Source organism: Allobosea sp. BK604 (assembly GCF_004341515.1).
In the GTDB taxonomy this organism is placed as follows: Bacteria; Pseudomonadota; Alphaproteobacteria; order Rhizobiales; family Beijerinckiaceae; genus Allobosea.
Genome location: NZ_SLZF01000001.1, coordinates 689,311 through 701,784, shown reverse-complemented (window position 1 = coordinate 701,784; position 12,474 = coordinate 689,311). Strand labels below are relative to the sequence as shown.

Annotated in this window: 10 protein-coding genes; 6 read left to right on the top strand and 4 right to left on the bottom strand. The window is 66.1% G+C overall.

The annotated features are described in order from the left end of the window. Positions 1 to 65: 65 nt before the first annotated feature. The 3 genes from EV560_RS03495 (at position 66) to EV560_RS03485 (ending at position 3,008) form a co-directional block, all read left to right on the top strand. Positions 66 to 1,058 carry a sialic acid TRAP transporter substrate-binding protein SiaP gene (locus tag EV560_RS03495; RefSeq protein ID WP_131854014.1) on the top strand — a complete coding sequence of 331 codons (993 nt, stop codon included), beginning with the start codon at positions 66 to 68 and terminating at the stop codon, positions 1,056 to 1,058. 169 nt (positions 1,059 to 1,227) lie between these two features. Continuing rightward, complete coding sequence (locus EV560_RS03490; protein ID WP_131854012.1) at positions 1,228 to 1,725, top strand: TRAP transporter small permease; 498 nt, start codon at positions 1,228 to 1,230, stop codon at positions 1,723 to 1,725. 8 nt (positions 1,726 to 1,733) lie between these two features. After that, on the top strand, positions 1,734 to 3,008 hold the full coding sequence (locus EV560_RS03485; protein ID WP_348982181.1) for a TRAP transporter large permease: 1,275 nt from the start codon (positions 1,734 to 1,736) through the stop codon (positions 3,006 to 3,008). A 241-nt stretch (positions 3,009 to 3,249) separates the two neighbouring features. Here EV560_RS03485 and EV560_RS03480 read toward each other — a convergent pair whose 3' ends face one another. Next, entirely contained in the window at positions 3,250 to 4,269 is a 1,020-nt protein-coding gene (locus tag EV560_RS03480) for a TRAP transporter substrate-binding protein (RefSeq protein WP_165923300.1), read from the bottom strand. A 154-nt stretch (positions 4,270 to 4,423) separates the two neighbouring features. Next, a complete protein-coding gene (locus EV560_RS03475; protein ID WP_248311905.1) occupies positions 4,424 to 6,271 on the bottom strand; it encodes a TRAP transporter large permease in 1,848 nt (615 codons plus the stop codon). Between the two features lie 371 nt (positions 6,272 to 6,642). Between EV560_RS03475 and EV560_RS03470 the strand changes: the two genes are divergently transcribed. From EV560_RS03470 to EV560_RS03460, 3 genes are all read left to right on the top strand, one after another. Then, positions 6,643 to 8,283 (top strand): acyl-CoA synthetase, encoded by a 1,641-nt coding sequence (locus EV560_RS03470; RefSeq protein ID WP_131854009.1) that lies wholly within the window; start codon positions 6,643 to 6,645, stop codon positions 8,281 to 8,283. Continuing rightward, the gene (locus tag EV560_RS03465) at positions 8,280 to 9,125 is read left to right on the top strand and encodes a PCC domain-containing protein (protein ID WP_131854007.1); all 846 of its coding nucleotides are present in this window, start codon (positions 8,280 to 8,282) and stop codon (positions 9,123 to 9,125) included. The genes EV560_RS03470 and EV560_RS03465 overlap by 4 nt, the downstream gene beginning before the upstream one ends. 127 nt (positions 9,126 to 9,252) lie before the next feature. Next, positions 9,253 to 10,206 carry an alpha/beta hydrolase gene (locus tag EV560_RS03460; RefSeq protein ID WP_165923299.1) on the top strand — a complete coding sequence of 318 codons (954 nt, stop codon included), beginning with the start codon at positions 9,253 to 9,255 and terminating at the stop codon, positions 10,204 to 10,206. Between the two features lie 17 nt (positions 10,207 to 10,223). Here EV560_RS03460 and EV560_RS03455 read toward each other — a convergent pair whose 3' ends face one another. Together EV560_RS03455 and EV560_RS03450 are read right to left on the bottom strand one after the other, a co-directional pair. Continuing rightward, positions 10,224 to 11,855: an acyl-CoA synthetase gene (locus tag EV560_RS03455; protein ID WP_131854003.1), complete on the bottom strand. Its 1,632-nt coding sequence runs from the start codon at positions 11,853 to 11,855 to the stop codon at positions 10,224 to 10,226. Further along, the gene (locus EV560_RS03450) at positions 11,855 to 12,307 is read right to left on the bottom strand and encodes a MaoC/PaaZ C-terminal domain-containing protein (RefSeq protein ID WP_165923298.1); all 453 of its coding nucleotides are present in this window, start codon (positions 12,305 to 12,307) and stop codon (positions 11,855 to 11,857) included. Before EV560_RS03450 ends, EV560_RS03455 begins: the two co-directional genes overlap by 1 nt. Positions 12,308 to 12,474: the final 167 nt, after the last annotated feature.

Sequence of the window (12,474 nt, the reverse complement as noted above, 5' to 3'; positions counted from 1 at the left end):
CGCGACGGGGCGGAATCTTGAAGCATGGCGAGCCGGAAAACCGGCCGTTCTGGGAGGAGACATCGATGACGAAACTGACGAAACGCGAGTTCCTCGCAAGTTCCGCCGCGGCCGGCACCGCCGTGTTCATGCCGGCGATCGCCCGTGCGCAGGCGACTGTGATGCGCTGGGGCGAGATGCTGCCCACGACGCACCCGCAGGTGCAGATGGTCGAGCGCATCGCCAAGGAGGTGAAGGAGAAGACCTCCGGCCGTGTCGAGATCCAGGCCTTCCCGGCCGGGCAACTCGGCTCCGGCAAGGACATGATGGAGGCGGTCGCCTCCGGCGCCCTGACCATGACGACGGACGGTGCCGCTGCGCTCGGCACGTTCCTGCCGCAGCTTTCGGTGATCGAGGCGCCTTATCTCTGGCGCGACGCAGCCCACATGGCCAAGGTCGCCAATGCGCCGATCTTCACGCAAATGAACGGCGATCTCTCGAAGAAGCGCGGGATGCGCATGGTCGCTGTGACCTATTACGGCAAGCGCCACCTCACCAGCGGCTCACGCGTGGTCAAGACCGTCGCCGACATGAACGGCTTCAAGCTGCGAGTGCCGCCGGTCGACACATTCCGTGCCATGGCCGAGGCCTGGGGCGCCAAGGCGACGCCGGTCAATTTCAACGAGCTCTACCTCGCGCTCAGCCAGGGCGCCGTCGACGGTCAGGAGAACCCGCTGCCGACCATCCACAGCGCGAAGCTGCAGGAGGTGCAGAAGAACCTGATCCTGACCGGCCACATCATCACGCCGCGCCTGGTCATCGTGAACGAGGATTTCTGGAAGGGGCTGAAGGATGCCGATCGCAGCGCGCTGGAGGCCGCGATCGCCGGTGGTGTCGCCTGGCAGGACAAGGAATTGTCGAGCCAGGAGGACGGGCTCGTCGCTACGCTGAAGGGCGCCGGGATGACCGTAACCGAGCCCGATGTCGAGAGCTTCAGGAAGCCCGTGCTCGCGACCCTGCCCGGGCAGTTCGAGAGCAAATGGGGCAAGGGCACCTGGGATACGCTGGCGGCGCTGTGAGCGCCGCCGGCCGTCCCTGAGGGCGGCTCAATCCCGTCATGGTCGGGCCTGTCCCGATCATCCACGTCTCCGCTTTCCAGCGGGCGGTGCCTAAGCCGTGGATGCTCGCCAAAAGGGCGAGCATGACGGGAAGAGCGGTCTCGCGCACGAAGCAAACAAGGGAAGCCAGGTGAAAGCGCTCGTCCATCTCGCAGACCGCCTCGTCCATTGGACGGCTGTCGTGCTGCTGCTAAGCCTGCTCGTCACGGTGGTGCTCGGCGTGCTGTTCCGTCAGCTCAACAACCCGCTCGCATGGTCGGACGAGTTGGCGCAATACCTTCTGGTCTGGACCGGCTTCGTCGGCTGGATCATCGCAGCACGCCGGCGCACGCATATCCGCATCACCGTCTTCGCCGACCTGCTGAAAGGCGTGCCGCGCCGAGTGCTGGAAATCCTGATCCAGGTTTGCGTCATCATCTTCGCGGCCGTGCTGATCCGGTACAGCTTCGGGCTGATCGAACGGAACTGGGACGTCGAGTCGATCAGCGTGCCGTTCTCGGCGGCGGCGCTCTACATCGTCATGCCGCTCGCGGGCCTTGCGTTGATCCTGCAGGCACTGGCCGAGATCGCCGAGGCGCTGGCCGGGCGCGAGCCCGTGGCCGCCGAGCCGGGAGCGCAGCCGCTATGAGCGCGATCATGTTTCAGATCCTGCCGGTCTGGTTCGCCGCGCTATTGATCGGCGTGCCGCTCTTCGTCTCGATGGGGCTGGCGGCCGTCGCCTTCGCACTGATGGGCGGTTTCCCGATGGGGATCGTGCCGCAGAAGATCGCACAATCGGCCAATTCCTTCCCGCTGCTGGCGGCACCGCTCTTCATCCTGATGGGCAACATCATGAATTCGGCGGGGATTACCGACCGGATCTTCGCCTTCGCCACGGCCTGCGTCGGCTGGCTGCGCGGCGGGCTCTGCCACGCCAACATCCTCGCCAGCGTGATCTTCGCCGGCATGTCGGGCTCGGCTGTGGCCGATGCCGGCGGCGTCGGCACGCTCGAGATCAAGGCGATGCAGGACGAGGGCTACGACGCGGAGACGGCCGCCGCGATCACTGCCGCCTCCGCCACGATCGGCCCGATCATTCCGCCGTCGCTGCCGATGGTGATCTATGGCGTCTCGGCCGATGTCTCGATCGGCGGACTCTTCCTCGCCGGCGTCATTCCCGGCCTGCTGATGGCCGGCGCGCTGATGGCGATGGTGGTCTATGTCGCGAAGAAGCGCGACCTGCCGCGCCACCCCTTCCCAGGCAGCCGCCAGCTCTGGATCGCCTACAAGGAAGCCCATTGGGCTCTGATGACGCCTGTCATCCTGTTCGGTGGCATGATGGGCGGCATCTTCACGCCGACCGAGGCGGCGGCCGTCGCGACCGCCTACGCTCTTGTGCTTGGCCTTTTCGTCTATCGCAGCTTCGACCTGAAGGAACTGCCGGAGATCGTGGTCAACACCGTCGAGACCACCGGCGTCGTGCTGGCGCTGGTGATGGCGGCGGCGGCGCTCGGCTGGTGCCTGTCGATCTCGCGGATTCCGCAGACGGTCGGGCCGATGCTGGTCGATCTCGCCGGCAACCCCTTCGTCTTCCTGCTCATCGTCAATCTGCTGCTGCTCTTCGTTGGCTGCTTCATGGAGGCGCTGGCGGCGATGCTGATCCTGATCCCGATCCTGACGCCCGCGGCGGCGCAGTTCGGCATCGACCCGATCCAGTTCGGCCTGATCTTCGTTCTCAACCTGATGATCGGGACGATCACGCCGCCAGTCGGGGTGGTGCTGTTCGTGACCTCAAAGATCGCGAAGATCTCCTTCGAGGCGATGTCCCGTGCAATCGTGCCCTGGCTGCTGCCGCTGCTCGCAGTGCTCGCAGCCATCACGCTCTGGCCGCCACTGACGACCTGGCTGCCGAATCTGGTGTTGGGGAAGTAGCCTCTTTTCCTTCTGCCCCTGCGGGAGAAGGTGGCGCGTAGCGCCGGATGAGGGGGCGCCCTGTCCTACATTGTTGAGCTGAAAAAGGGGTCGCGCGGCAATCGTCGCGCGACCCCTCATCCGTCTCGGCTTCGCCGAGCCACCTTCTCCCGCATCAAAGTCGGCTGCTGCCGACTTTGACACTCGGGTTTGCCCATCTCGGGCAAGCCGGAGATGGGTGGGAGAAGCAAAGAAGCGCTCCTCAGCTCAGGCTGCCGCCGACGGCCTTCTCGAGGATGCCCCAGGCTTCGTCGCCGTATTTCTTTTTCCACTCGGCATAGAAGCCGGCCTTGCGCAGGGCGTCGCGGAAGGGCTCGGCCTTGGTCTCGTTATAGACCATGCCCTTGGAGACGAGCTCGTCCTTGAGGCCGGCATTGAGCTTGGCGACATCCTCGCGCTCGAGCATCGCGGCAGCGTTGATGTTCTTGGCGACGACGGCACGCAGGTCTTCCGGCAGGCGCTCCCAGGCGCGGCGATTGGCCAGGAACCAGAAACCGTCCCACATGTGGTTGGTCGCCGAGAGGTATTTCTGGACCTCGAAGAGCTTGGCGGTCGAGATGATCGCGAGCGGGTTCTCCTGGCCGTCGACGACCTTGGTCTGCAGCGCGGTGTAGACCTCGGCGAAGTTGATGCTGGCCGGGGCCGACTGGAAGGCGGTGAACATCGAGGTCCAGAGCGGGGAGACCGGCACGCGGATCTTGAAGCCCTTGAGGTCGTCGGGCGTGTTGATCGCGCCTTTCGAGCTCGTCATCTGGCGGAAGCCGTTGTCCCAGATCTTGTCCATGACGACGAGGTTGGACTTGGTGATCTGGCCGCGGACATAAGCGCCGAGCTCGCCGTCCATCGCCTTCCAGACGGCGTCGTAATTCGGGAAGGCGAAGCCGATGCCGCTGACCGAGGCATTCGCCACCAAAGTCGAGAGGATCAGCGGCGAGAGCGTGAAGAACTCGACGCCGCCGGAGCGGACCTGGCTCAGCATGTCGGTGTCGGAGCCGAGCTGGTTGTTCGGGAAGATCTGGATCAGGACGCGGCCCTTGGTCTCGTCCTTGATCTTCTCCACCGCCTCGTTGGCGCGGATGTTCATCGGGTGCGCGACGGGCAGGTTATTGGCGTATTTATAGGTGAATTCGGGCGTCTGCGCGCTGGCGCGGCCGATATGGAACGAGCCGATCGCGGTGGCCGCGGCCGTGCCCTGCAGAAGCGTGCGGCGTGAGATGCTCATGGACGTTTCTCCTGATGGTCCTTGCTCTTGGTGCTTGAGGTCATTGCGAGGAGCGGAGTGACGAAGCAATCGGGGACGGGGAGCGGGTCCCCGCTGGATTGCCTCGCTGCGCTCACAATGAGGTTTGGTGGCTTTCACGTAGGGCCCGCGCTCCTCACAGGACCCAGGTGGACAGGCCGGGTATGACGGCGATGATCACGAGGCCGATGATCAGCGCGACGAGATAGGGCCAGATCGCGCCCATCGCCTCGTCCGGCGAGACATTGCCGATCTTGCAGGCGATATAGAAGCCGATGCCGATGGGCGGGGTCATCAGGCCGATATTCATCGCGGTGACCACGACCATCGAATAATGCACGTCGTTGATGCCGAGATTCTTGGCGATCGGGAACATCAGCGGCGCCATCAGCACGATGGCCGGCAAGCCCTCGAGCATGCAGCCGAGGATGAGGAAGACGACGATCGTCACCGCCATGAAGCTGAGCCAGCCGCCCGGCAGCCCGGCCATGAAGTTGGCGAGGTCGCGGGCAAAGCCCGTCTGGGTCAGGGCCCAGGCCATGGCGAGCGCGGTGCCCAGGATCAGCAGGATCGCGCCGGAGAGCGCCGCGGTCTCGACCAGCATGGCGTAGCAGCGCCGCGGGCTGATGCCGCCATAGAGGATGATGCCGATGATGAAGGCGTAGAGCACCGCGATGGTCGAGACCTCGGTCGCGGTGGCGATGCCGCCGCCGACGACGCCACGGATCAGGAAGGGCAGGACGAGTGCCGGCGCCGCGATCAGCGCGGTGCGGCCGATGACGGTCAGCGGCGCGCGGCGCACGCCCTTCAGATCCTCGCCGATCGCCTTCCAGCGCGCGAGCAGGGCGAGCGAGAGCAGGAGCACCATGGCAATGGCGAAGCCGGCATTGAACAGCCCGGCAATGGAGACGCCGGCGACCGAGCCCAGCACGATCAGGACGATCGAGGGCGGCACCGTGTCGGCCATGGCGGCGCCGGTCGAGAGCAGGGCGATCAGTTCCTTCGGCTGGTAGCCGCGGCGCTTCATCTCCGGGAAGAGGGCAGGCGCCACTGTCGCCATGTCCGAGACCTTCGAGCCCGAAATGCCGGAGACCAGGAAGAGCGAGCCGAGCAGGACATAGGACATGCCGGCGCGGACATGGCCGAGCAGCGACGCCAGGAAATCGACGATCGCCTTGCCCATGCCGGTGGCGTCGAGGATGCAGCCGAGCAGCACGAAGATCGGCACCGAGAGCAGGATGATGCTCGACATGCCCTCATCCATGCGTCCGATCATCACGATCATCGGCACCGTCGTGGAGAAGGCGAGGAAGCAGAGCGTGCCCATGCCGAAACAGAAGGCGATTGGAACGCCGGCCACGAGGCAGAGCGCGACGATGATGACGAGGAAGATCAGGATATTGCCGTAGCCGAGCGTCTTGAAGCTCGGCATCAACAGGTAGAAGGCGCCGGCAAGCGCCGCGATCACGAGCGCGGCGAGCAGCAGATCGCCGATGCTGCTGGTCCTCACGGCATAGCGCAGGGCGAGCACGAACATCGCCGCGATGCCGGCGGGCAGCGCCGAGGTGCGCCAGCTATTGGGAATGTTGAGCGCGGCCGAGGTGACGTAGGATTCCTCGATCGCATAGTCGATCGCGGGATAGATCAGCCCTGCCAGGAAGGCGGCGACGATCAGCATGGCCAGCGCGTTGACGAAGTCGCGCAGGCGCTGCGACATCATGCCGATGAAGAGGGTGAGCTTGAGATGCTCGTTGCGGTCGATCGCGATGGCGGCGCCGAGCATGGCGAGCCAGAGGAAGGAGATCGAGGCGACCTCGTCGATCCAGACCACCGGCAGCGAGAAGACATAGCGCGAGGTCACGCCGAGCAGCAGCACGCCGACGATGACCAGCAGCAGGATGGCGCAGACGAATTCGACCGGCCGCATGAAGGCGGAGCCTGGCCGGGCGCCTTCATTGTCGAGCGGATCATCGGGCAGGGTCAGGGTGTTGACGACGTCAGCCACTGCATCGCCTCATGGCAGTCCCGCGCCTTGGCGGCGCGATGGTGGAGACGGCATGGGCGCGGCGCGCCGAACGGGCGCTTCCTGCAACGACATCAATTTCCTCCCGGGCGCCGTGGGTTCGCTTGTTGGTCAGCATTCGGCGCCGTCCCTGTCGTGGACCAGGCCACGCGGACGAGACAAGGCTTTGCATGGGCCAAGTTTCATTGCAATCGGGTAGGGTGCAAACTACGGTTTAGACAGAAGAATAAGGTTCAGAGCCAGGCGCGGGGAGGTACAGGAGGAGCGGTGCGTTCCGGGGCTGGCCGTTCCCTCGCGGCACGCGCCGCGGCCTGTCCAAGGAGAGCAGCAGCGTGACCGAAACCTCCGCCAGTGAAAGCGCGCCGAAGGGCGGCCTCGTGCCGATGACGCGGCGGGTGATGAACCTCGCCCATATCGTCTCGCAGAACGCACGCCGGCTCGGCGACAAGGCCGGCTTCATCTGGGGCGAGCGCAGCTGGAGCTGGGCCGACATTGAGGCGCAGGTCTCGGCGCTTGCCGCAGGTCTCAAGGCGCGCGGCATCGGCAAGGGCGACCGGGTCCTCGTCCATTCGAAGAACTGCGAGATCATGTTCTTCTCGATGTTCGCGACCTTCCGGCTGGGAGCGATCTGGGTGCCGACCAATTTCAGGCTGCTGCCGGACGAGGTCGCCGCTCTCGCCGAGGTTGCCGGGCCGAAGGGCTTTCTCTGCCATGGCGATTTTCCCGAGCACGCCAAGGCGGTCGCAGGCGCGGGTCCTGCGCCGGAGTTCATCTGGCGGATCGGGCAAGGCGCGTTCGGCGAGGCCGATGTCGCGGAGATCGTCGCGCGTCATCGCGGCGAGAGCGTCGTCGACGCCGCGGTCGAGCGCGACGATCCGTGCTGGTATTTCTTCACCTCGGGCACGACCGGCCGTTCGAAGGCGTCGGTGCTGACCCATGGCCAGATGGGCTTCGTCATCACCAACCATCTCTGCGACCTGATGCCGGGCACGACCGATGCGGATGCTTCGCTCGTCGTCGCCCCGCTCTCGCATGGCGCCGGCGTGCATCAGCTCGCGCAGGCGGCCAAGGGGGCGACGACGATCCTGCTGCCCTCCGAGCGCTTCGATATCGACGAGGCCTATCGGCTGATCGCGCGCTACCGGGTCACCAATATGTTCACGGTGCCGACCATCCTGAAGATGCTGGCCGAGCACCCGGCGGCCGACCAGCACGATCACTCCTCGCTGCGCTACATCATCTATGCGGGCGCGCCGATGTATCGCGAGGACCAGAAGCGGGCGCTGGCCAAGCTCGGCAAGGTCCTGGTGCAGTATTTTGGCCTCGGCGAGGTCACCGGCAACATCACCGTGCTGCCTCCCGCCCTGCATGATCCCGAGGACGGACCCAATGCGCGCATCGGCACCTGCGGCTTCGAGCGCACCGGGATGCAGGTGCAGATCCAGGGCGATGACGGGCAGGAGCTGCCCTTCGGCCAGCAGGGCGAGATCTGCGTGATCGGCCCGGCCGTCTTCGCCGGCTATTACGACAACCCCGACGCCAATGCGAAAGCCTTCCGCGACGGCTGGTTTCGCACCGGCGATCTCGGCCATATGGACGCGCAGGGCTTTGTCTACATCACCGGCCGGGCCTCGGACATGTACATCTCCGGCGGCTCGAACATCTATCCGCGCGAGATCGAGGAGAAGATCCTGACGCATCAGGCGATCGTCGAATGCGCGGTGCTCGGCGTGCCGGACCCGGTCTGGGGCGAGATCGGCGTCGCCGTCTGCGTGCCCAAGGAGGGCGCGACATTGGCGGAGACCGAGCTCGCCGAGTTCCTGTCGGCGAAGATCGCGCGCTACAAGATGCCCAAGCGCTTCTTCTTCTGGGAGGCGCTGCCGAAATCGGGATATGGCAAGGTGCCGAAGCGTCTGGTGAAGGACGAGCTGGAGAAGCGCGGCGAACTGGACTGGCTGCGGAGCGCTTCGTGAGGCAGATCAAGCAGCCGGGCATCGGCCCGGCAGAGCGCGTGCAATGGGTCGAGTGCCACGGGCGTCGCTTCGAGATGCCGCTGGCGGCCGGGCTGCCGCTGCTCGAGGCCGTCAGGCGCGGCTTCGCAGCGGCGGGCTTCACCAGCGGTGTGCTGCGTGTCGACGGGCTGGCGCTCGGGCCTTTCGCCTATGTCATGCCTGCCCTGGCCAAGAACCGCGAGCACGCCGCCTTCTACAGTGAGACGTTCCGCCCCTTCGGCGTCACCCGAATCGAGCGTGGAGCGATGACCTTCGGCCAGCGTGACGGGATGCCCTTCTTCCATTGCCACGGGGTCTGGACGGAGGCAGGCGGCAAGCGCAGCGGCGGCCATATCCTGCCCGACGACACGGTTCTCGCCGAAGCGATCACGCTGGAGGCGGTCGGGCTCGATGGGGCGGCCTTCGTCGCCGAGGCGGACCCGGAGACGAATTTCAAGCTGTTCGGACCGGTGCCGGCCGCGTTCCACGGCACCTCGCTGGAAGGGCGCTTCTATGCCCTGCGCGTGCGGCCCAATGTCGACCTGGCCGAAGCGCTGGAAAGCTTCTGCGCCGCGCGGGGCATCAAGCGAGCGGTGATCCATGGCGGTGTCGGCAGCACGATCGGAGCGCATTTCGAGGATGGCGGCGTGGTCAAGAATTTCGCCACCGAGGTCGCGATCGGCCGTGGCGGCGTCACAACCGTCCAGGGGGCCGAGATCGATGTCGCGCTGGTGGATTTTTCCGGCGCGACTGCGGCGGGGGCGCTGAAGCGCGGTGACAACCCGGTGCTGATGACCTTCGAGCTGGTGCTCGAGGCGCGCTAGACCATCGGACCGGATATCGTACCCGGTCCGGGACAAAGCCTACGTCCGAGACCGTAGCGTTCCGAACTGTCTCAAGGCGCGTCGTGCGGCAATGTCCCGCCTCCATGGCAAAGACCGGGAGACGGGAATGGATGCGGTTGTTGAAAAGAACAAGGGCGCGGCCGGCGAGGTCAGCCGCCTCGCAGGCGGAGCGGACGAGCCAACGATCCTGATCCGGCACGCGTCGGGGGCGGGTCCGAGCGTGGTCTATGTCCATGGCGCGACGTTTCCATCGGCCCTCTCCGTCGCCTATCGGTTTGGCGGCCATTCCTGGATGGATGATCTGCAGGAGCGTGGCTTCGACGTCTGGAGCTTCGATTTCGCCGGCTATGGCGGCTCTGACCGACCCGCGGCATTCGCCGAGGCGGCCGAGCGTGGCGAGCCCACCGGTCGCGCTCCTGATGCAGCCGGGCAGCTCGCCAGGGTGGTCTCGCATGTGCGTCTCACCACCGGGCACCAGCGCGTTTCGCTCGTCGCGCATTCCTGGGGCACGATCGTCGCCGGACTGTTCGCCTCGCGCCAGCCCGAGCAGATCGAGCGGCTGGTGCTATTCGGGCCGATCTGTCAGCGCGTCGGCCCCCGACCTGCGCCTGCAAATCCCGGCGCGTGGCGCCTCGTCCCGATCGCCGCGCAGCTCGCCCGCTTCGTCGAGGATGTGCCGAAAGGGCATCCGCCGGTCCTGATCGAGCCGGAGCTGCAGGATTGGGGCCCGGCCTATCTCGCCAGCGATCCCGAGGCCGCCGCCCGCATGCCGGTACCTGCGGTCAAGATCCCGTTGGGGCCCTCAGCCGATATCGGCGCGGCATGGTCGGGCCGGCTCGGCTACGATCCGGCCGCGGTCACGGCGCCGGCGCTGATCGTGCGCGGGGCCTGGGACAGCCTGACGACGGATGCCGATGCGCATTGGCTGCGCGAGCGCTTGGGTTCGGCCGAGACGCGCGATGTCGTCATTCCCTGCGGCACGCATCTGATGCACCTTGAATATGCGCGTGAAGGGTTGTTCGAGGCGACGGCGGCTTTCCTGATGAAAGCGTGGCTCTAGACCATCGGGCCGATTCGCTAACCGGGCTTTGCCTGTTTGCGCGCGATCTCCCGGTCCCGGAGGTCCTTCCGCCGGATCTTTCCCGTCGCGGTCATCGGCAGTTCCGTCACGAACTCGATCTCGCGCGGGTACTGGTAGGCGGCGAGGCGCGCCTTGACGAAATCCTGGATCTCGGCGGCGAGTGCATCCGAAGGCGCGATGCCGGGTTTCGGCAGCACGAAGGCCTTGACCACCTCGGTGCGGACCGGGTCGGGGCTGCCGACCACCGCGACCATCAGCACGGCCGGATGGCGAATGACGCAATCCTCGATATCGCCGGGGCCGATGCGATAGGAGCCGCTTGAGATGATGTCGTCGTCGCGGCCCTGGAACCAGAAATAGCCGTCCTCGTCGCAGGCGCCGGTATCGCCGGTGACGAGCCAGTCGCCGACGAATTTCGCCGCGGTCGCCTCCGGTTGGCGCCAGTATTCCAGCATCATCACGGGATCGGGCCGGGCGACCGCGATCAGCCCCTGCGTACCCGGCGGCAAGACCTCGCCCTCGGGCGAAATCACCGCGAGGCGATGGCCCGGGACGGCGCGGCCCATCGAGCCCGGCCGGATCGGGAAGAGGCTGGCGCAGTTGGAGACGATCAGGTTCGCCTCGGTCTGGCCGTAGAACTCGTTGACCTCGAAGCCGAAGGTCTGGCGGCTCCAGTCGAGCATATCGGCGCCGAGCGTCTCACCGCCGGTGCCGATCGAGCGCATGGCGTAGCCGAAGCGCCCGCGCGGATTCTGGACCTGGCGCATCAGCTTGAGTGCCGTCGGCGGAATGAAGGCATTGCGGACCTTGTGGCGCGCCATCAGGTCGAACGCGGCTTCGGGATCGAATTTGCGGGCGCGCGAGGCCAGGACCGGCACGCCGAAATAGAGGCTGGGCAGCAGCACGTCGAGCAGCCCGCCGGCCCAGGCCCAGTCGGCCGGCGTCCAGAACAGGTCGTCAGCCTGCGGGAAGAATTCCTGTGGCAGCTGGACCCCGGGGACATGGCCGAGCAGCACGCGATGCGCGTGCAGTGCGCCCTTGGGCTTTCCGGTGGTGCCGGATGTATAGATGATCAGAGCCGGGTCCTCCGCGCCCGTGTCGGGCGGCGTGAAGGCGTCCGAGGCTTTCGCCAGCTCCGCCGCGAAATCGAGATGGCCGCTGCCGCCGATGACGAAGATTCGGCGCAATTCCGGCAGCGCGTCGCGGATCGTGTCGATCTTGCCGATATTCTCGGCATCGGTGATCAACGCCGCGGCGCCGCTGTGCTGGAGGCGATGTTCGAGCGCGTCCGGCCCGAATTGAGTGAAGAGAGGCAGCGCGATCGCGCCGAGCTTGTAGATGCCGAGATGGGCTATCGCCGTCTCCGGCCGCTGCGGCAGCAGGATGCCGACGCGCTCGCCTGCGCCGATGCCATGAGCGCGCAGCATGTTGGCGAGGCGGCCCGTGGCGCGCTTCAGCTCGTCGAAGCTCAGCGTGGCAAGGCCATTCTCGCCCTCGTAGAGCAAGGCCGGCTTACCCGAGCCGTCGGCATGGCGGTCGCAGCAGGCGATGCCGATATTGAAGCGTTCCGGGATCTGCCAGCGGAAGCGATCGAAGGTGTCCTCATAGGTGGCGTGGCGGGCGAGCATCAGGCTGCCTCCGCCGGCTTGCGCTTCATCAGCAGCTTGAGATGGCCGGTCTGGATATGCTCGCCGCGCTGGTTCAGCACCTCCAGCCGCAAGGTGAGGACGCCACGGTCGGGCTTGCGGCTCGGCTTCTTCTCGACGGCGGTGACGACGGCATGGACGGTGTCGCCGATCCTGACCGGGCCGGTGAAGGACCAGTGCAGATCGAGCAGGCCCATGGTCGTGCCATCGATCAGGTTTTGCTGCGACATCAGCCCGATCGCCATAGCGAGCGTCAGCGGTCCATGGGCGATGCGCTCACCGAACTGCGTGCCGGCGCAGTACTCGCTATCGACATGGAGCGGATTGAAGTCGCCGGAGAGGCCGGCAAAAAGCGTGACGTCGCCCTCGGCCACCGTGCGCCCGCGCGTGGTGATGCTGTGCGCGAGGTCGAAATCCTCGAAATAGAGACCCAAGCATTCCCTCCCGCTTTTTATTCAGTTTAACGCGCCCGAGACCATTTGTGACAAGGGTGCGAGCCCCTGCATTTACTCACGGCCAGGTTGCGGAGATGATGGTTGAAAGGGGCTCGCCAAAGGACAGGTCGAGCCGGATTGGGTCAGGCTGGTTCAGGCCGCAGGCG